Here is an 18,049-nt window from a genome sequence, read left to right as displayed (position 1 = left end):
CGGCCGACAGGTAGACCGCCGGCACCGCCAGCGCCGCGATCAGCATGTCGGGCAGGCGGAACCAGCGCGCATCGCAGGCGCCGAGGCCCAGTAGCAGCCACAGGAACAGCGCCGAAGCCCAGACCTGCGCCACACCTCCGCCCGCCGCGACGGCCAGCACACCGGCGCCTGCCCCGAGGATCTCGAGGTACAGCAGCATCGGCGGGATCGGCGCACCGCAGGACGCGCAGCGTCCGCGCAGGGCGAGCCACGACAGGATCGGCACCAGCGACAGCGGCCCAAGGCGCGCCCCGCAGGACCGGCAGGACGAGGGCCGCGCGACCACGTCCTCTCCGCGCGGCAGGCGGTCGACAAGCACGCCGAGGAACGACCCCGCGACCGGCCCCACCAGCACGACCAGAAGCGCCGCCGCGTTCATGCCGGACGCGCCCTCGCTTCATCCGCGATCATGGACATTGCACGCGCCGCTGACCTATCATCCGCGCATCGACAGGAAAGCCCCGCATGATCCGCCTGACCTCTGCCCCGATCCCCGCGCGCCGCCGCCCGGACGCCGGATTTTCCCTGCTCGAACTGATGGTCGTCGTGGTCATCCTGTCGGTCCTCGCGCTGGTCATCGTACCGCGCGTGATCGACCGGCCCGACCAGGCCCGCATGGCGCGCGCGCAGGCCGACATCGCCGCCATCGAAAGCGCGGTCAACCTGTATCGGCTGGACAACTACCGCTATCCCACGACCGAACAAGGCCTTTCGGCACTGGTCGAGCGGCCGACGACCGAGCCCGAGCCCGCCAACTGGGCCGAGAATGGCTACATGGACCGGCTGCCGATCGACCCGTGGGGCCGACCCTATCAGTACCTCGCGCCCGGCGTGCACGGCGATTTCGACGTCTTCACCTACGGCGCCGACGGGACCGCGGGCGGCACGGGCGCCGATGCCGATACCGGAACGTGGACGACGCAATGACCGCGCAGGCCGGGTTCACTCTGGTCGAGACGCTGGTCGTCGCGGCGATCCTGTCGGTGCTGGCCGTGGGCGCCACCCTCGTGGTCAATCGCGCCGGCGCCGGCTCGGACGCCGCGCGCTTCGCCCGCGTCTTCGCCGACACGCGCCACCGCGCGGTGGTCGGGCAGCAGGCGCTGGCCCTGGTGCCGGGACCCGGCGGGCTGGGCCTGCTGCGGCAGGGCGCCGAGGGCTGGAGCGCGGATTCGGCGGAGCAACCCTGGCGCGGCCGCGTGGTACTGGCCGGCGGCACGTCGCTGGGCGCCGGCACACAGGCGGTAGTGCTGCTGCCCACCGGGCAGACCAGCGCGTTTTCCCTGCGATTCACCGGCTCCGGCGACGCGATCGAGTGCCGCACCGACGGTTGGGCCGACCTGGCATGCGGCGCGGGCTAGGCCGGGCCGCCCGCGGCCTGACGCTGATCGAGCTTGCGGTCGCGATCCTCGTTCTGGCGCTGGGCACCGTCGCGGCGATCCGCGTGACGGACCAGGCACGCGTCTCGATCCGGGGCGAGGTGCCCCGCGTGCTGGTCCGGATCGCCGCCCGCAACCGGGCCGAGACGCTGCTGCTGCAGGGCGCCACCGGCCCGGCGCTTCTTGGCGTCGAAACGCTCGGCACCCTCGACATCGCGCTCGGCACGCGGACGGAGATCACGGCCGAGGGGCTGGTGCGCGCGACGATCACCGCGCGCGCCCCGTCGGGCGAGGCGGCGCAGGCGGTGGTGTTCCTGTCGGGCCTACCGCGATGAGCCGGCAGCGCGGCCTGTCGCTGATCGAGCTGGTCGTCGCGATGGCGCTGTTCGCGCTGGTCGCGACCTTCGGCGCGCAGGCATTGCGCGGGCTGCTTCGGCAGGCGGACGGGCTGGATCGCCACGCCGCCGCGGCCGCAAATCTCGACCGCGCGGCCAGCCAGATCGGCGCGGATCTTCAGGCGGCGATCCCGATGCTGTTCTACCCGCCCGGCGACGCGCAGCCCCGCTCGGCGCTGACGGCGGATGCCTCGGGCTTTGCGCTTTCGACGGCCGGACAACCCATGCTGGGCGGCACCGAAGCCGCACTGCACCGGGTCGAATATCGGCTGGACGGCGGCGTGCTGGTGCGCGCCGCTTGGCCCTCGTTGATACCCGCCGAACCCGGCGCGCGGCACGACGCGATGATCGTGGCACGGGACGTGACCGGCCTGCGGCTGCGCACGCACTGGCCGCGGATAGGCTGGATCGACGGCGCGCGCCCCCCGCTCGACAGCGCATCAGCGCCCACCGCCGGCGACGCCGACCGCGCCGGGCCGGCCCCCGAGGTCTATTCCAGTGCCCTGCCCGACGCGGTCGAGGTGGTTCTGACGCTCGATGGCATCGGCGACGTGCCCATCAGGCGGGCCCTGCGATGAGGGCGCGGCGCGGCTTCGTTCTGGTCAACGCGCTGGTGCTCGTCGCGGCGCTATCGGCGGCGGCGCTGATGCTGCTGGGCCGGGCCGAGACGGGACGCGCGCGGCTTCAGGCCGGCGGCGACGGCGACCGGCTGGCGCTGGCGGCCGGCGCGTTCGAGGCGCTGGCGCAGCGGCGGCTGGCCGGTGACGCGCCCGTCATCGACCACGATGGCGAACTCTGGGCCGCGCCGGCCGAAGGGCTGGCGCTGGATCCCGGCATCGTCTCGGGCACGGTCACGGACATGCAGGGCCGGTTCAACATCAACTGGCTGGCCGATCCCGCCGACACCGCGATGCGGGCGGCGTTTGACAGGTTGGTCGCCGCGCTCGGGCTGCCGCCTTCGACCGGCGACCGGATCGCCGCCTTCGTGCGCCCCGGCGCCTCCGACCCCGAGGCTTGGCGCCGGCTCGACCCGCCGCTCGCGCCCGTGGGCGGTTCCGTGCTGCTGATCGACCAGCTGCGCGAGGTTCCGGGCCTGTCGTCCGAAGCGCTTGAACGGCTGGAGCCCTACGTGACCGCGCTGCCGGGCGACAGCCTGCTGAACGTCAACACCGCGCCGGGCCAGGTTCTGTCGGCCCTCATGCCGGACATGCCCCCGACACGGGCTGCGCAGCTGCTGCAGCGGCGCGCGCGCAATCCCTTCGCGGATGTCGACGCGTTTCTGGCAGAGGCCGGCCTTGGTTCCGACGACGACACCATCGACCCGGCGCGTCTGACGGTCGGGTCTTCGTGGTTCCTCGCCCACGCGACGCTTAGGCTGGGAGACCGCGCGACGAGGCGTCGGACGATGCTGCACCGGCCCGCGCCCGGCCAGGTGTCGGTGGCGTGGCGCATCGAGACGCGGCCGTGACGGCCCCGCAGCGCAGGCGGCCATTGCAACCGGCCGCGCAGGGCGACATCCTGCACCGTGATGATCCATCCGCCGCCATCCGCAGCATGAAACGCCCGTCCCGCGTGCCGGCCGAGGTCACGGTCCGCCCCATCGACGATCCCGCGGCCGGGGCCGCCGACGTGCTTGTCGTGCCGGGACAGACGGTTCCGCTGATCGCGCTCGACCTGCCGCCGGGGCTGCGCGGGCATGCGCGCGAGCAGGTGGCGACGCGCAAGGTCTGCGATCGCCTCGGGCTCGATCCCGCAGCGCTGTTCCTGCGGCCAGCCCTTGCGGAAAACGCGCCTTGGACCCGCGTCTTCGTCGCCGATCCCGCAGAGGCCGCGGTGTGGCGCGACCGCCGCTGCCGCGCCGTCCTGCCGGACTACCTGACGCTGCCGGCGGCCGATGGCATTTGGAGCATCGAGACGCGGGCCGACGCGGTCTGCGTCCGGTTGGGGCCACGCGACGGGTTCACCGCGGCGCCCGACATGGCGGCGCTCATGCTCGACGCATCGCTTCGGGCCGGACCGAAGCCGCAGGCCGTACTTGCGCCGCCGGATATGGACGGACCCGTCGCGCGATGGCTGGAGGCATCCGGTTTGCCGGTGCTGCACGACGCGGCGGATTTCGCGCCCCGCGACCTGCCCACGCCGAGGGCTTTCGCGCATGACGAGCTTGCCTGCGACCTGCGCCACAACCCGGCCGCCATGCGCGAGCGCATCGCCCGTGCATGGCGGCCGTGGATCTGGCCCGCGCTCGCGGCCGGTCTAGCTGCCGTGCTCTGGTCCGCGGCGCAACTGGTCGCGATCGACCGGGCCGAGATGCGCATCGCGTTGGTCGAGCGGCACATGACCGAGACCCTCCGCGACGGGCTGATCCCCACGGGCCCGATCCTCGACATCCGGACACAGGCGACGCGGGCGCTGGACGCACGGCAGGACGCGGCGCGCCCGGCCGACGCCGCGCCCGATCCGCTGGACATGGCGCGCGACGTGGCGACCGTTCTGGCTGGCGACGGCGCACGGCCGGAAACACTGCTGTTCCGCGAGGGCGAGGGGCTGCGCCTGATCGTGCGGCTGGCGGATTTCGGCGGGGTCGAGCGCCTTTCGGAGGACCTTCGCGCCGCGGGGTTCGCGCCGTCGCTGGTCGAGCAGCGCGCCGCCGAGGACGCGACGACCGTACGCGCCGAGTTCCTTCTGCAATCTGCCGAGGACGCGCGATGACCGGGGCAATGATCGACGCGCTGGCTCGCCGAAACCCGCGCGAGCGTCGGCTGTTGGCCGTCCTGCTGATGCTCGTCCTGCCCCTGGCGCTGGTCGCCGGCGTGCTTCTGCCGCTGCACGAGCGCCGCGTCGAGACCGCGGCCCGTCTGGAGCAAAGCGTCGCCCTCGCCGGCTGGGTCGAGGCCCGCGCCGCCGAATTCCGCGCGCTGTCGCAGCTGGAAACCGCCGCACCCCGCGCGCCGGTCGGCTCGGCCGCGATCGAGCGCAGCCTGATTGCGGCGCGGCTGCGCGAGTCCGTCACCACGCTGGGCGCCGATGGCGACGGGGCGGTCGATCTGGGCTTCGGTTCCGTGGATTTCACGCGCCTCGCCGCGTGGCTATCGGGCGTGCATCCAGGCTGGGGATACCGGTTCGAGATGCTGCGCCTGGACGCGACAGAAACGTCGGGCATGGTCGCGGCCCGCATCCGGTTGGTGCCCGATGCGGGTTAGGTCAAAGCCGCGCCAGCCGCGCGCCGATCGCGGCGTGGCGCCCGGCCATCGATCCCAGCGGGTCGAGGTCGGGATACGAGCCGATCACCTCGGCCAGCGCCGCCTGGGCCGCACGCAATTGCGCGACGGCGGCGTCGGTCCGGCCCTCGGCCAAAAGGGCGACGCCCAGTTCGTGCTGCGCCGTTCCGCGCACCGACAGCGCGGCGCCGCGGGCCGCGCCCTGCTGCGTCTGCGCCAGCTCGCCGGAAATCTGCGCCGCGCGGGCGAAGTTCTCGGCCCGCAGCTCGGCATGCGCGTATTCCAGCCGCATCCGGGGCGCCAGCGGGCCGGCCTCGTCGATCAGGTCGAGATAGGTTCGCCGCGCGCGGTCGTACTGCCCGGTCTCGAGCGCGTTGCGCGCCACGGCATAGCGGTTTTCGAACCCGCTGCCGCCTGCGCCGCCTCCGGAGGTGCCGCCGCAACTGCCCAGCACCGCCAGCAGAACGCCGGCCGCGCCAAGGCGTGCCAAGAAAAATGCCTGCATCGGATGCCCGTTTCTTCTCGTTTGCTCGGTGACACGCTACCACCCGTGCGGGTACCGGTCCATCGCGGTGCAGGGGGGACGGGATGCGTTTGATCGCGGCTGTGGCACTGGTGCTTGCCTTGGGCGCGGCCGGTTGGTCGGGTGTCGTGCTGTGGCGCGTGCTGCAGGCCCAACCCGAGGCCGCGCCGGTCGCGCGCGCCACGGTCGATCCGGCGCGCGTGCCGCAACCGGTGCCGCCGCGCCCCGCACAGCCCTGGCCGCCGATGTTCGGCGAGCCCGAGCCGCCCGCACCGCCGCAACCGCCAGCCCCGGTCGTCGAACCACAGCCGCCGCGCCCGCCGCTGCCGCCGCTCGACTCGCTGGGTTACCGGCTGAACGGCGTGGTGCGCGCCGGCGGAGCCACCTGGGCGATCGTCGGCCACCCGACCGGAGAGCGTTTGATGCGCGTGGGCGATGCGCTGGACGAAGGCGTGGTGATCGTGCGGATCGACGAGTCCGGGTTGTGGCTGTCGCGCGACGACAACCCACCCGAGCATCTGGGCTTTCCCGAAGACCCCTAGCCCGCGACCACTGCCTGCAGATCGAAGATCGGCAGCAGCACCGCCAGCACGATCACCAGCACGAGGCCGCCCACCAGCATCATCAGCGCGGGTTCGATCAGCGCGGCGATGCGCCGGCGCTGCATGGTCAGTCGATGCTCGACCAGCGTGGCGGCGCGGTCGGTCATCTGCGCCACGCGGCTCGACGCCTCGCCGGCGGCGATCAGCTGGCGCGCCACGGGCGGCAGGAAGCGCACCTGCCCCAGTGCCGAGGCGAGGCTTTCGCCCTGCCGAACGGCGGTGGCCGCGGCTTCGCCCTCGGCGCGGAACTGTGCCACGTCCAGCACGTCGACCGCGCTGTCCACCGCCGCAAGCACCGCGTGGCGCGAGCCGAGCACCAGCGCCAGCGTGCGCATGTACTGCACCGCGGAACGCAGGCGCAGCAGCCCGCCCGCCACCGGCAGAGCAAGCAGGATCCGGTCGCGCCAGGCGCGCAGCGCAGGCACACGCGGCACGGCCAGCGCGAAGACCCCGAGCGCCAAGAAGCCGATCGCGATCGCGACCCAGTTACCGCGGATGGCGTCCGACAGACCCAGGATCACCCGGGTCAGCGCAGGCAAGGGCCGGTCCGACATCTGGTAGAGGCCGACGATCTCGGGCGCGACCGACACCATGAGGATGCCGCAGACCAGCAGCGCGACGGCCGCGACAAAGGCCGGGTAGACCAGCGCCGTGGCGATCTGCGCGCGGTCCGTGCCTTGGGTCTCGAGGTGATCGGCAAGCTCGGCGAAGACCTCGGCCAGACGGCCGGCGCCTTCGCCCGCGCGCACGGCGGCGACGTAGTAGGGCGGAAAGCCTCCGCCCGCGTCGGCCAGCGCCTGCCACAGCGCGCGCCCGTCCATCAGGGCCGCGCGCGCCTCGGACGCGGTGGCGTCGAGCGCCGGATGCCCGCCCGCGCGCGCGGCGTCGAGCGCGGTCTCGACCGGCAGGTCGGCGGCCAGCAGCACGGCCATCTGCCGGGTGAAGACCGCCTGCAGGTCGGGGCCAAGGCGTCCCTTGCGCCGCCGGGCGCGGGCCTCGCGCGCGGGCGACAGGCTCGCCACGTGCAGGCCCATCCGGTCGAGCTGCGCGCCGGCATCGGCCTCGGTCTCGGCCACCAGCGTGCCGGTCCGGCGCCGGCCCTCGCCGGTATAGGCGGTGTAGGCGTAGGCCTTCACGCGCTGTCGCCGACGACGCGCAGGGTTTCCGCTAGGCTGGTGCGCCCCTCGGCCGCCGCGGCGAGGCCCTGGCCGAACAGCGTCTCGCGCCCGGCCAGCGCCTGTGCCTTCATCGTCGCCTCGGGTGCGCCCTGTTCGATCGCGGTGCGCAGCGTCTCGCCGATCTCGATCATCTCGAACAGGCCAAGCCGCCCGGCATAGCCGGTGCCGTGGCAGGCGTCGCATCCCGCCGCGTCGTGCAGGACCTCGGGAGCCGCGATGTCGTGGCGCCGGAACAGCGCGGCCTCGTCCCCGGCAACCGGGCGCGCGGTGCAGCAATCAGGGCACAGACGCCGCACGAGCCGCTGGGCGATAACGCCGCGCAAGGTGGCCGCGATCAGGTAATTTTCGACCCCCAGGTCGCGCAGGCGCACCACCGCGCCGACCGAGGAATTGGCATGCAGCGACGAGAACACCAGATGCCCGGTCAGCGCGGCCTGCGCGGCCGTGCCGGCGGTTTCGCGGTCGCGGATCTCGCCCACCAGGATCACGTCGGGGTCCTGCCGCAGGGTGGCGCGCAGCCCGGCGGCGAAGGTCATGCCGATCTCGGCGTTGATCTGGCTTTGCGAGACGCCGGGCAGGTCGTACTCGATAGGGTCCTCGACCGTGACGATGTTGCGCGTCGTCTGGTCGGCGAGCGACAGCAGGGAATAAAGCGTCGTGGTCTTGCCCGCCCCCGTCGGCCCGGTGGCAAGGATGATGCCGTTGGGCAGCGCCGACAACCGCCGCAGCAACGCCTGCTGCGCATCGCTGAGGCCGAGATCGCCCAGCGGCATCAGCCCCGCCGTCCGGTCGAGGATCCGCAGCACGACCCGTTCGCCGTAATGTCCCGGCAGCGCGCTGACGCGCGTGTCGATCACCTTGCCGCCCAGGCTGAGCGGGATGCGCCCGTCCTGCGGCAGCCGCGTCTCGGCGATGTCGAGCCCGGCCATGACCTTCAGCCGCGACACGACGCGGCGGACGGGCACGTCGGGGCGGTCCATGATCTCCTGCAGGAAGCCGTCGACGCGCATCCGCGCGCGCAGCCCGTTCTCGTGCGGTTCGACATGCAGGTCCGAGGCGCCCGCCTGCACCGCGCGACGCAGCAGGCGGTTGACCAGCTGGATGACCGGCGCGTCGCCGGGTTCGTCCAGAAGGTCGCGGTGCCGCCGGGCGAAGGCGGCTTCCTCGAGGTCGAAGCTCAGCGCCTCGGCTTCGCCGCTCTCGGCGCCGGCATGGTAGACGCGCGCCAGCGCGGCCTCGAACGCGGCGCGCTCGGCGCGGGTCACCTGTGGCGCAACGAGCCCCAGCCGGCGCTGCGCCTCGATCAGGCCAATCATCGCGGCATCGGGGCCAGCGATCACGGCGTCGCCGTCCAGGATCACCTGCGTGTCGCGCGCCAGCGCGAAGGGCAGCCGCGCGTCAGTCGAAGCGAAGCCGGCTGGGGAGCGGGGGGAAGTTCCGGCTCTGCGCGACATCGTCGATGAATCCCGCGTCGAAGGGTTGGTTCAGGTCCGCCCCGTCGAAGGGCAACGCGCCGGTCTGCGCGCGGGGCCATCCTCCCTCATCGAGGGGCCGGATGGAAGCGCTGGCATCGGCGGTCTTGGCCGCGATCTGGCGGGTCAGACGCTCGGCCTCGGCATCGCTGGAAATGACCTTGGGCCGCAGCAGGACCAGCAGCACGCGCTGGTTGCGCGTCGCGTTGCGACCCTGGAACAGCCGGCCCAGCACCGGCAGCTTGGACAGGCCCGGCACCTCCTGCCGCACCGCGCCCGAGCCGTTTTCCAGCAGACCGCCGAGCATGATGACGCTGCCGTCGCGCACCAGCGCGGTCGTCGTCAGCTTGCGCCGGGCGGTGATCTCGCCACCGGCGCTCGACGTCGCGTTGGTGAGGTTCGACACCTCCTGCTCGATCGCGAGACGCACGGTGCGGTCGGCGTTGATCTGTGGCAGCACGGTCAGGGTCAGGCCCACGTCCTGCCGCTCGATCGTCTGGAAGGGGTTCTCGACCGCGCTTTCGCCGACGGTGGAATAGGCGCCGGTGACGAAGGGCACGTTCTGCGCCACGACGATCTCGGCCTCCTGGTTGTTGAGCGTCAGGATCGACGGGGTCGACAGCAGGCGCGTGGTGTTCACGCTGGCGATCGCGGTGATCAGTCCGACGATGCCGTCGCCGTCGCTGGCGCTCGCCCCGCCGATGAACCCGGCCGGCCCGGTGTCGGCCGTGCCGTCATTGGCGACCGAGGAGACAAGGTTGATCAGGCTGGTCCGACCCGGCAGCGCGAACTGCACGCCGCCCATCAGCGCGTCGTTCAGCACGGCGCCGAACTGGGTGGACAGGTCCGACAGCCCCTCGACCGACATCTCGAAGATCACCGCCTCGACCAGCACCTGGGTCGGGCGGCGGTCGAGATGCTGGATCATGCTCACGACCTCGGTCATGCGTTCCTGCGGGGCCGAGATGAGCAACGTGTTGGTCTGCGGCTCGGGCACGATGCGGATCGGCGCGCGGCCCTCGGGCGCGGTCTCGTCGTTGAGCGTGCGCAGGACGACGTCGGCGATCGACGCGGCGTCGGCGTAATTGACCGCAACCGCGCGCGTGTTGACCGTGTCGTTGCGGGTGTCGAGTTCCGCCACCAGCAGGCGCACGCGGGTGCGCAGCGCCTCGGACCCCGCGACCAGAAGCGCGTTGGACCGCCGGTCGACGGTGATCGCGGCGCCTTCCTCGTTCACCAGATCGAGCGACTGCACCACCTGCGCCACCTCGGCGGCCGAGGCGTTGGACAGGCGCAGGATCTCGACCGGCGCGCCGCGCCGCGGCTGGTCCAGCCGCTGGATCAACGCCTCGATCCGGGCGTGGTTGGACGCGCGGTCGGACAGCACCAGCAGGTCCGAGCCGGGCAGCGGCGTCAGCACCGCCTCGGCCGGCAGCAGCGGGCGCACCACCTCGACCACCTCGGACAGCGGCAGGTTGCGCACCGGGATCACCCGCGTCTCGAACCCCGCGGGAAGGCCCGCGCGTTGGCCCGAGGACAATTCCCGCGCATCGGCGAGCGGCACGATCCGGTCAGCGCCCGCGCCCTCGATCACCGTCAGGCGGTTGAGTTCGAGCACGGCAAGGAAGACCTCGTAAAGCTCGTCCGGCGTCAGCGTGTCGGGCGCCAGCACCGTGACCGTGCCGCGCACGTCCGAGTCCACGACGAAGCGCCGCCCGGTGGCCGCGGACACGATCTCGACGAAGCTGCGCAGCGCCGCGTCGCGCAGATCCAGCGAAACCTGCGCCGAGGCGCCCGGCATGCCAAGACCGCCGGCGAGGCACAGGGCCATCGCGAGGAAAGCGGCGCGGGCCAACCGCGATGCGGAGGACATTGTGATACCTGTGCTCATGCTCGACCGGGCGCGGCTGCGCCATTCTTGTTGTTGCCGGTGATTCTAGTCGGAAAGACGCATCAAAGACAGGACTTTTATCGCACGCGCGGGCTTACGCCGGGGCGTCCCAGTCCAGTCCCGTGACTGCCAGCGTCTGCGCGAAGGCGTCGTAGATGGCCCGGCGCTGCCGGGGCGTGACGTCCTGCGGCCGAACGAGAACGCGGGTCGAGTATTCCGCCTTGGCCCGCGACGTCAGCCTGAAGCCCGGCAGGCCGAGATCGGCCAGAAGCGCCGGCAGATCCCGCGCCAGCCGGTCGTAGCGCAGCACGTGGTCGGCCATCAGTCGCGGCGCGCCGTCCCGCCATTCCGAGTAGAGTCCGTGGCTCACCGGGAAATTGCCGACCTCGCAATACTCGTCCCACGACATGGTGTTGCGGCCGTCTTCGTTGTGCAGGGCCGAGTTCTGCAGCATGTGGTACTGGCTGATGCATTTCTCGACCGGTTCGCGCTCGACGCAGAAGACGGTCATCGCGGCGAACCGCTCGGCGCCGATGCGGTCGCGGATCGCTTTCGCCGGCATGTGGTTGAAGAAGGCGGCTTTTCCGTTCGCGTCCAGGTGGTTGCGGGGCTCATGCCCCGGCACCGTCGGGATGATCGGCGTCACCACGTCTTCCGGCCCCATCAGCGGCGCGAGGTCCGCCTCGATGCTGGTGCCGGCGGTCTTCGGCACCTTGATGAACACGAAGCCGCGCGAATGGCTGATCAGCGCCATCAGTCGATGTCGGGCACGGACAAGCCGGCGCGCGTGATCTCGCGGTGGCCGCGGCGCCGCGCGTGGCCGTAGACGCGCTGGCCGGTCGGCGACAGGAAGACGCGCACGTCCTCGAAGCCGGCCTCGTCCAGCCACGACGCCAGGCACGCCGGCGATGGCCAGAACCAGGCCCAGCCGCTGCGGTTCATCTGCTCAGCGGTGCCGCCGTGATGCTCGCGGTTGCCCTTGAACAGGCAGATCGGCCGCGGATCGTCGATGCCGGCACTTTCGACCAGGATCTCACCGCCGTCGTGCAGCCGGTTGAACAGGCGCCGCAGACCCAGCACCGGGTCCGAAAGGTGATAGACGACGCCGGGGAAGTATACCGCGTCGAACGTGCCCTCGGTCAGCGCGAAGAGCGACCGTGCCTCGGCCCGGACATCGGCGTGCCCGTAGAGGTCGTGCACCAGAGCATGGGCGGTTTCGGCGTATTTGCGCACTTCCTCGACGGCGAGGATTCGACCCGCGCCGAGGGTTTTCAGCATCAGCGTCGTGCCGCCCGTCCAGCAGCCGACGTCGAGCACCGACTTGGCCGCGAACATCCCCTCGTCCAGCCCGAAGCCGGTGATGAACTGCGCCATCAGATCGACGTGCCGGTCGGCCATCTTGCCCTGGACGGCAAGGTCCGGCGCAAAGCGGTGGTCGTGCCCCCAGTGGAAGCGGATCGACAAATCGCGCTGGTTCTCGGGGCTGGCATAGCCCTCGCCCCGCCAGTCGTCGGTGCCGATGCGGGCCAGCAGCGCCTCGGCCTTTGCCCGCTGAGCGTCGCTCTCGATCGCGCAATGCGCGTCGTAGGCGCTCTGCAACCGGTCGCGCAGGAGGGCAACCTGCGCGGTATAGGTCTCGGCAAGCGTCAGGACGCGCGGATCGCTCATGCCGGGCAGGCCGCTGGCCCGCGTGCGGCGGTCGGGACTGCCTTCATCGGGTCTTCCTTCAGCGTGCGTCGTCGGAGCTCATCGTCGCCAGCTGCGCGTTCAGCGCGGCGATGCGCTCGTCCTGTTCGAGGGTGTAGAGCGTCAGTTCCTCGATCTTGCGCAGCAGCGTCATCTGCATCTCGCCGAGGTTGAGCCCCTCCTGCCCGACCTGCGCCGCCGAGGGCACGTCCGGCAGGTGGCTGTTTGCCTCGATGAAGGCGCGCAGCTCGGCCAGCGGGCGCAACCGGTACTCGGGCGCGAAGACGTAGTCGGGCACGTTCAGCGTGGTCGCCCCCGAGATGAAGTTGCCCGCGATCGACAGGTCGCCTTGCGGGCTGAGCGAGAATTCGACGCTGTTCGTGCCGCCCGGCGCCGTGGTGATCGTGTAGCTGCCGCCAGAGTTCTGCATGTTCCAGATGCGGCCGCTATACGGCCCTTCGGTGATGGTGGAATCCTCCATCCCGAAGAAGACGCGACCGTTGTTACGCAGGTGCAGAAGCCCGCGCGCCGTGGCGGTGCCGTTGGTCTCCTCGATCAGGATGCCGGCATCGCCTGTCTCGCCGGTCACCTGGATCGCCGGCCGCTCGGGCTCGAACAGCTTCATCTGGCCGCCCTCGGCGACCATGTGCATCGGGGCCGAGGGCGAATTCGTGCCGAAGCCGATCTCGCCGGTGGTGTCGATGTAAAGCGCGTCGCTCGGCGCGCCCGGCCGGATCCGGAACGGCAGCTTTGAGCCGTTGGTCACGTCCCGCACGAAGAAGTTCGTCTCGTTGCCGGCGACGTCCCAGACCTGCGGCGTGAACCCGGACGAGCCGTTCTGCTCCAGCCGCAGCGCGGGCGAGTCGCCGTCAGCGACGTGCAGCTCGACCACCGGAGCGGCGGTGCCGAGGCCGATGTCGCCGGTCGACTGCTCGACCACGAGCGAGTTGCTGGGCGCCGCGTTGCCGATGGTGAAGATGTCGCGCGCGCTCGAGACGTCGGTGACGCGGAAATAGCTCGCCCCGCCGTTGGTCGTGTCGTTGATCGAGATCCGCCAGTCGGTGGACGGGAACGAGCCGCTGGACGACGTGTCGTCGAAATGGATCCTGAGGTTGTTCTCTTTCAGGCGCAGCGTGTCGAAGCCGAAGTTCTCGCCCGACGTGCAGTCGAAGCCGACGCAAAGGCTGCTCTGGATGACGACGTCGCCGGGAAAGACCTGCTGCGCCGAGGCCGGCGCGGATAGGCCGATCATGGCCGCAAGGGCGGTTCCCCCAAGGGCGCGTCTACCGGTGATCATCATGCTTCTGTCCTTTCTGAGCGGCGCCGCGGGCGTCCTCGTCAATTCGCGTCTTCTTCAATGTCCTCGGGCACGACGATGACGCCGCGCGAAACGGTGAAATGGCCGGTGCGGTAGAAAGGCTTGGCCACGCTGTCGTTCGCCGCGTCGCCGCGTCCGTTGTCGATCGGGTTCACGATCGCCTCGCGTTCGTCGGTGGCGGCCGTCAGTTCGTAGCGATAGACGCCGTCCGGAGCGTCGGACCGGGGCAGTTCGAAGACCGGGGTACCGCTGGTCGCCGCGACCTCGTGCAGGCGGCCGTCGGGGGCGTTCACGCGCAGGATCGCGTTCTCGAGCCCGAACCAGTTGACGAACCACAGCGCGGTCGAATTGTGCTGCTCGACCGGGTCGGCCGCCAGCGCGGCCTGCGTCATCCAGAGCGACGCCCCGGCCGCGATGGCCAGACGGATCACGTTGCGCATGTTGCCCTCCCCGGCGACGCGATGCGGAATACCCCCACCGCAATACACCGCATTCCGGTTTTCACGAAACATTCCATGTTCTTCGAATGGCGTTTTTTTCGGTGTCATCGGCGGCTTTGCAACTCTTGCCACAAGGTTTCGGCCAGGGCCTGCGCCTCGGCCAACTGGTCCGGGGTCATCGTGGCAGGCCAATCGGCGCCCGTGGCGGCGGCGGCGACGAAGCCGGAGCTGGCCGCCAGCGACAGCCAGGCCTGCGCCAGCACGTAATCCTGCGGCACGCCCGCCCCGCGCCGGTACAGCAGCGCGAGGTTCGCCATCGCCGGGCCGTGGCCGGCCCGCGCGGCGCGCTCGAACAGGTCCGCTGCGCGGCGCAGCTCCTGCGGCGTGTCGGTGAGGGCGAGGCGATAGGCCAGCTGGAACTCGGCCACCGGATCGCCGGCCTCGGCGGCGCGGTCCAGCGCGGCGAGGGTCTCGGCATCCTCGGGCATCGCGGCCAGGCGCGGATCGTAGAGCGGCCGCATCGCGTCGGGCCGGCCCTCGGCCGCCTGCCGGTACAGCGCCGCAGCCCGCGCCTCGTCCAGCGGCACGCCGAAGCCGTTTTCGTACATCGTGCCCAGGTTGGTCAGCGCACCCGGAAGGCCCTGCGCGGCAGCGGCGGCGAACAGCGCTGCCGCGCGGTCGTAATCCTGTGCGACCCCGTCGCCGCGCACGTAGAGCGAGCCGAGGTTGTTCTGCGCCCGGGGATGCCCCGCCTCGGCCGGCGCGCGGTAGAGCTCGGCCGCGCGGGCCGGATCGCGCGGCACGCCGGTCCCGTTCTGGTAGAGGACGCCGAGGCTGACGGCCGCGTCCGCGTGGCCCAGCTCGGCGGCCCGTCGATGCAGATCGGCGGCGCGCGTCAGCGCGTCGGGCGTGGGCTGCTCGGCCTCGAGCACCAGCGCCAGGTCGTGCAGGAACTCGGCCTCGCCACTTTCGGCCGCGCGGTCCAGCAAGGCGATCGCCTGCCTTGCGTCGCGCGGAACGCCCAGCCCCGCGTGGTAGAGCCGCCCCAGCCGGTTCGCCGCGGTCGCATCCCCTGCCCAGGCCACGATCGCGTACCATTGCGCGGCGCGTGCGTGGTTCTGCAGCACGCCATCGCCCGAGGCGTAGCGCTCGGCCAGCGCCAGTGCGGCCTCCATGTCGCCGCCCTCGGCGGCCGTGCGCAAGCTCTCGACCGGCGTGTCGGCCAGCGCCGGCACCGCGGACAGAAGCAGGACCAGAAGGCAGGCGGCGCGTTTCATGGCCGGTCGATGGCGCCGGGCGCCTTTTCCGCCGCGAACCAGGCGCGCGCGCGCGCCTGCGCGGCCGCGATCTGTTCCGGCGTCATCAGCGCGTTGAGCGCGTCGCGGCGACCGGCGGCCTCGGTCGCGCCCAGAGTTGCTGCGATGTTGTACCAGGCATGCGCCGCCTCGTAGTCCAGCGGCAGACCCTGCGCGCCCGTGGCCGACAGCTCGGCCAGCCGCATCTGGGCATCGACGCGTCCAGCCTGCGCGGCCGCCTTCAGCAGCGCCACGCCGTCCTGCGCACCGTCCTCCGCCGGTTCGCTCAGCAGCCAGAGTGCCAGCGCCTCGGCCGCGGCGGGGTCGTCCTGCGCCGCGCGGTCGCGCAGCCAGGCCTCGGCCTTCTCCGGGCGCTGGTCGAGCACGGCTGCCACCCAGGGCACCGCCCGTTGCGGCGCCACGTCGACGCCCAGCGTGCCGTTCAGCGCCATGCCCCCCAGCGCCTGCGCGGCAAGCGCTCCGGAATCACCCTCGAGCGCGCCGCGGTAGAGCGCCACGGCCGCCCGCGCATCGGCCGGTCCGCCAAGGCCCTCTTCGGTCAGGCGACCCAGCGCGACCGCGGCGCGGCCGAGCCCCGCCCGCGTCGCCCGCCCGTACCAGTCGCGCGCCTGCGCATAGTCCTGCGCCACGCCCGTGCCGGTGGCGAAGGCCCAGCCGAGATTGCTCATCGCGCCGGCGTCGCCCGCGGCGGCCGCCGCCTGCAGCCAGCGCAACCCCTCGTCCGCGTCCGGCGCGACGCCGTCGCCCTGCAGGTACCGCATCCCGAGAAGGCGTTGCGCCAGAACGGCACCGGATTCGGCCGCACGACGATACCAGTCGAGCGCCTCACCGGTCCGCTTCATCCCGTCCAGCGTCAGCCCCAGCGACACCTGCGCGGGCACGTGTCCGCCTTCGGCCGCGCGCCGCAGCCAGCGCAGCGCGGCTTCGCCGTCGGGCGCCACGCCAAGACCTTCGCGATAGGCGCGGGCCAGTTCGAATTGCGCCTCGGGATGGCCGTCCTCGGCCGCGGCGCGGAACGACGCTGCCGCCTCCTCCGGATCGCGCGAAACGCCCTCGCCGGTCGCCTGAAGCAGGCCGAGGTAGTAGAGCGCGTCGGCATAGCCCGCCTCGGCCGGACCGCGCAGGGCGCGGACGGCGCGGGCGGGCTCGCGCGGAGTGTCAGGCCCGCCGGTCAGCAGGCTCCGCGCCAGCAGCACGGCCGAGGGGAAATGCTCGGCCTGCGCCGCCGCGTCCAGCTGCGCAACGGCTTGGGCCAGGTCGCGCGGGCCGCCGCGCCCCTCGATCAGCAGCAGCGCCAGGCGATAGCGCGCAAGCGGCGTCGGCTCTGCCTCGACAAGGCGCTCCAGCCCGTCGCGGACGGTGACGAAATCCCCGCGGTCGCGCGCCGCCTCGAGCGCGGCCATGTCGGGCAGGGCGTCCTGCGTACGGACCGGCGCCGACCCAAGGGCAAGCACCGCCGCGGCGAGGAGGGTTCTGAACGTCATGGCGCAATCCTCATGGCGCGATCGGGCCGGCACCGGCCCGCGCATCAGAAATCCAGGGCGACACCATAGTCCACCGTCATCGAACTCGCCGACGGGAAGGACAGCCGCGTGACCACCGACCCGGCCCCGCGCGCCAGCAGGCGTTCGTGCCGCAAGCCCAGCGCGAAGCGGTCGGTCTCGTCGATCCGCTCGTAGTCGAGGTCGACGCCGAGCGTCAGGCCGTGCACCGGGTCGGTCCGCTCCCACTCGAACGCCATGCCCAACCCGCAGGACCAGTCCGTCTCGAACGAATCGCCCTCACACGCGAGGCGCGGCGCGAACATGGTGCGCGTCGCCTCGGTGAAGCGGGCCGCCCCCTCGGCGGTGCCGATGCTTTCGAACGCCACCTCGGCGAAGACGCGCCCGCCGGTGAAGTCCGACAGGTCGATCGTGCCCGTGTCGGTGATCGCCAGTTGCGAGGCGGTGACATCGGCGTCGCCGACCCGTGCGTGCGACAGGTCCAGACCGGCGCGCGGGCGCAGGGTGAAGGTGTCGAATGCACGTTCGCCGGACACCGCCATTCCGGCGAACAGCGCGGCATATCCGTACTGGCCGTCGGTCTCGATGTCGGCGACGGGGTCCGAGAAGGTCAGCCGGTACTGGTGCCGCCCGGCGGCGCCCGCCGCGTACCAGTCGAGCATCAGGCCGCCGCCGAAGCGCTCGGCCCCGTAGAAGCCGGCATTCGCGCCGAGGCCGGTGATCTCGCCGTCGGCGAGGTCGGTGACGGTGGTCCGGCTGACATAGCCGCCCCAGAACCAGCCGCGCAGTGCATCGTCGGACACGAAGCGTTCCCGCTGCATCGAGAAGTGCAGTTGCGCCTGCGTTCCCAGCGTATCGTCGCGCGAGACGGTGAACGCGCCGTCGAGGATCGCGCGCCGGCCATTCACGCAGTCGAACACGTCTGAGCCGAAGCTGCCGGCGCCCTGGCCGATGCCGCCCTCGAAATCCGCGTTGCCGCTGACGTCGAAGCCCGACACCGTGCCGCAGGGCAGCCCGCCCGGCCCCGCGCGCAGCCGGTCGCGCGCGCCGCGGGCGATGCCGCTGAAGCGGCGCGATTGCGTCTGCACGG

At 72.0% G+C, this 18,049-nt stretch carries 20 protein-coding genes; 8 read left to right on the top strand and 12 right to left on the bottom strand.

Annotation, left to right across the window (positions count from 1 at the left end; all coding sequences use genetic code 11):
• On the bottom strand, positions 1–418 hold a 418-nt coding region (locus ACFDTC_RS01360), incomplete at its 3' end, for a prepilin peptidase (RefSeq protein ID WP_375257068.1).
• Between the two features lie 86 nt (positions 419–504).
• On the opposite strand from ACFDTC_RS01360, the gene gspG reads away from it, so the two are divergent.
• From gspG to gspM, 7 genes are all read left to right on the top strand, one after another.
• On the top strand, positions 505–966 hold the full coding sequence (gspG, locus tag ACFDTC_RS01355; RefSeq protein WP_375257067.1) for a type II secretion system major pseudopilin GspG: 462 nt from the start codon (positions 505–507) through the stop codon (positions 964–966).
• The gene (locus ACFDTC_RS01350; protein ID WP_375257066.1) at positions 963–1,397 is read left to right on the top strand and encodes a type II secretion system protein; all 435 of its coding nucleotides are present in this window, start codon (positions 963–965) and stop codon (positions 1,395–1,397) included. The genes gspG and ACFDTC_RS01350 overlap by 4 nt, the downstream gene beginning before the upstream one ends.
• On the top strand, positions 1,382–1,750 hold the full coding sequence (locus ACFDTC_RS01345) for a prepilin-type N-terminal cleavage/methylation domain-containing protein (protein ID WP_375257065.1): 369 nt from the start codon (positions 1,382–1,384) through the stop codon (positions 1,748–1,750). Before ACFDTC_RS01350 ends, ACFDTC_RS01345 begins: the two co-directional genes overlap by 16 nt.
• The gene (locus tag ACFDTC_RS01340) at positions 1,747–2,388 is read left to right on the top strand and encodes a type II secretion system protein GspJ (protein WP_375257064.1); all 642 of its coding nucleotides are present in this window, start codon (positions 1,747–1,749) and stop codon (positions 2,386–2,388) included. Before ACFDTC_RS01345 ends, ACFDTC_RS01340 begins: the two co-directional genes overlap by 4 nt.
• Positions 2,385–3,278, top strand: coding sequence for a type II secretion system minor pseudopilin GspK (gene gspK, locus ACFDTC_RS01335; RefSeq protein WP_375257063.1), 894 nt, complete (start codon positions 2,385–2,387; stop codon positions 3,276–3,278). The genes ACFDTC_RS01340 and gspK overlap by 4 nt, the downstream gene beginning before the upstream one ends.
• A gap of 86 nt (positions 3,279–3,364) precedes the next feature.
• Positions 3,365–4,522: a hypothetical protein gene (locus tag ACFDTC_RS01330; protein WP_375257062.1), complete on the top strand. Its 1,158-nt coding sequence runs from the start codon at positions 3,365–3,367 to the stop codon at positions 4,520–4,522.
• A gap of 8 nt (positions 4,523–4,530) precedes the next feature.
• Positions 4,531–5,013 (top strand): type II secretion system protein GspM, encoded by a 483-nt coding sequence (gene gspM / locus ACFDTC_RS01325; RefSeq protein ID WP_375257061.1) that lies wholly within the window; start codon positions 4,531–4,533, stop codon positions 5,011–5,013.
• A gap of 1 nt (position 5,014) precedes the next feature.
• Here gspM and ACFDTC_RS01320 read toward each other — a convergent pair whose 3' ends face one another.
• A complete protein-coding gene (locus ACFDTC_RS01320; protein WP_375257060.1) occupies positions 5,015–5,536 on the bottom strand; it encodes a hypothetical protein in 522 nt (173 codons plus the stop codon).
• A gap of 83 nt (positions 5,537–5,619) precedes the next feature.
• Here ACFDTC_RS01320 and ACFDTC_RS01315 point away from each other — a divergent pair, with 83 nt between their 5' ends.
• Entirely contained in the window at positions 5,620–6,096 is a 477-nt protein-coding gene (locus ACFDTC_RS01315; protein ID WP_375257059.1) for a hypothetical protein, read from the top strand.
• Here the strand turns inward: ACFDTC_RS01315 and ACFDTC_RS01310 are convergent.
• From ACFDTC_RS01310 to ACFDTC_RS01265, 10 genes are all read right to left on the bottom strand, one after another.
• A complete protein-coding gene (locus ACFDTC_RS01310) occupies positions 6,093–7,292 on the bottom strand; it encodes a type II secretion system F family protein (RefSeq protein WP_375257058.1) in 1,200 nt (399 codons plus the stop codon). The genes ACFDTC_RS01315 and ACFDTC_RS01310 overlap by 4 nt on opposite strands.
• Entirely contained in the window at positions 7,289–8,695 is a 1,407-nt protein-coding gene (locus ACFDTC_RS01305; RefSeq protein ID WP_375257057.1) for a GspE/PulE family protein, read from the bottom strand. Before ACFDTC_RS01305 ends, ACFDTC_RS01310 begins: the two co-directional genes overlap by 4 nt.
• A 37-nt stretch (positions 8,696–8,732) precedes the next feature.
• Positions 8,733–10,661, bottom strand: a complete 1,929-nt coding sequence (locus ACFDTC_RS01300) for a secretin N-terminal domain-containing protein (RefSeq protein ID WP_375257056.1) — start codon at positions 10,659–10,661, stop codon at positions 8,733–8,735.
• Positions 10,662–10,791: 130 nt separating this feature from the next.
• The gene (locus ACFDTC_RS01295) at positions 10,792–11,451 is read right to left on the bottom strand and encodes a hypothetical protein (protein ID WP_375257055.1); all 660 of its coding nucleotides are present in this window, start codon (positions 11,449–11,451) and stop codon (positions 10,792–10,794) included.
• A complete protein-coding gene (locus ACFDTC_RS01290; RefSeq protein WP_375257054.1) occupies positions 11,451–12,365 on the bottom strand; it encodes a DUF1698 domain-containing protein in 915 nt (304 codons plus the stop codon). Before ACFDTC_RS01290 ends, ACFDTC_RS01295 begins: the two co-directional genes overlap by 1 nt.
• Positions 12,366–12,423: 58 nt before the next feature.
• Complete coding sequence (locus ACFDTC_RS01285; protein ID WP_375257053.1) at positions 12,424–13,635, bottom strand: hypothetical protein; 1,212 nt, start codon at positions 13,633–13,635, stop codon at positions 12,424–12,426.
• A gap of 86 nt (positions 13,636–13,721) precedes the next feature.
• Positions 13,722–14,141 (bottom strand): hypothetical protein, encoded by a 420-nt coding sequence (locus ACFDTC_RS01280; RefSeq protein ID WP_375257052.1) that lies wholly within the window; start codon positions 14,139–14,141, stop codon positions 13,722–13,724.
• A gap of 104 nt (positions 14,142–14,245) precedes the next feature.
• Entirely contained in the window at positions 14,246–15,418 is a 1,173-nt protein-coding gene (locus ACFDTC_RS01275; RefSeq protein ID WP_375257051.1) for a tetratricopeptide repeat protein, read from the bottom strand.
• A complete protein-coding gene (locus ACFDTC_RS01270) occupies positions 15,415–16,941 on the bottom strand; it encodes a tetratricopeptide repeat protein (protein WP_375257050.1) in 1,527 nt (508 codons plus the stop codon). Before ACFDTC_RS01270 ends, ACFDTC_RS01275 begins: the two co-directional genes overlap by 4 nt.
• Before the next feature lie 44 nt (positions 16,942–16,985).
• A partial coding sequence (locus ACFDTC_RS01265) for a hypothetical protein (protein WP_375257049.1) occupies positions 16,986–18,049 on the bottom strand: 1,064 nt, incomplete at its 5' end.

The organism is Citreimonas sp. (assembly GCF_042096055.1).
Lineage (GTDB): Bacteria > Pseudomonadota > Alphaproteobacteria > Rhodobacterales > Rhodobacteraceae > Citreimonas.
This window is presented reverse-complemented; position numbering and strand designations above follow the sequence as displayed.

What these genes read in the sequence shown, in the direction of transcription:
- ACFDTC_RS01295 (WP_375257055.1), bottom strand. Translation starts at nt 11,451, where the DNA reads ATGGCGCTGATCAGCCATTCGCGCGGCTTCGTGTTCATCAAGGTGCCG.
- ACFDTC_RS01290 (WP_375257054.1), bottom strand. Translation starts at nt 12,365, where the DNA reads ATGAGCGATCCGCGCGTCCTGACGCTTGCCGAGACCTATACCGCGCAG.
- ACFDTC_RS01320 (WP_375257060.1), bottom strand. Translation starts at nt 5,536, where the DNA reads ATGCAGGCATTTTTCTTGGCACGCCTTGGCGCGGCCGGCGTTCTGCTG.
- ACFDTC_RS01330 (WP_375257062.1), top strand. Translation starts at nt 3,365, where the DNA reads ATGAAACGCCCGTCCCGCGTGCCGGCCGAGGTCACGGTCCGCCCCATC.
- ACFDTC_RS01340 (WP_375257064.1), top strand. Translation starts at nt 1,747, where the DNA reads ATGAGCCGGCAGCGCGGCCTGTCGCTGATCGAGCTGGTCGTCGCGATG.
- gspG (WP_375257067.1), top strand. Translation starts at nt 505, where the DNA reads ATGATCCGCCTGACCTCTGCCCCGATCCCCGCGCGCCGCCGCCCGGAC.
- ACFDTC_RS01280 (WP_375257052.1), bottom strand. Translation starts at nt 14,141, where the DNA reads ATGCGCAACGTGATCCGTCTGGCCATCGCGGCCGGGGCGTCGCTCTGG.
- ACFDTC_RS01270 (WP_375257050.1), bottom strand. Translation starts at nt 16,941, where the DNA reads ATGACGTTCAGAACCCTCCTCGCCGCGGCGGTGCTTGCCCTTGGGTCG.
- gspK (WP_375257063.1), top strand. Translation starts at nt 2,385, where the DNA reads ATGAGGGCGCGGCGCGGCTTCGTTCTGGTCAACGCGCTGGTGCTCGTC.
- ACFDTC_RS01275 (WP_375257051.1), bottom strand. Translation starts at nt 15,418, where the DNA reads ATGAAACGCGCCGCCTGCCTTCTGGTCCTGCTTCTGTCCGCGGTGCCG.
- ACFDTC_RS01345 (WP_375257065.1), top strand. Translation starts at nt 1,382, where the DNA reads ATGCGGCGCGGGCTAGGCCGGGCCGCCCGCGGCCTGACGCTGATCGAG.
- ACFDTC_RS01285 (WP_375257053.1), bottom strand. Translation starts at nt 13,635, where the DNA reads ATGATCGGCCTATCCGCGCCGGCCTCGGCGCAGCAGGTCTTTCCCGGC.
- gspM (WP_375257061.1), top strand. Translation starts at nt 4,531, where the DNA reads ATGATCGACGCGCTGGCTCGCCGAAACCCGCGCGAGCGTCGGCTGTTG.
- ACFDTC_RS01315 (WP_375257059.1), top strand. Translation starts at nt 5,620, where the DNA reads ATGCGTTTGATCGCGGCTGTGGCACTGGTGCTTGCCTTGGGCGCGGCC.
- ACFDTC_RS01350 (WP_375257066.1), top strand. Translation starts at nt 963, where the DNA reads ATGACCGCGCAGGCCGGGTTCACTCTGGTCGAGACGCTGGTCGTCGCG.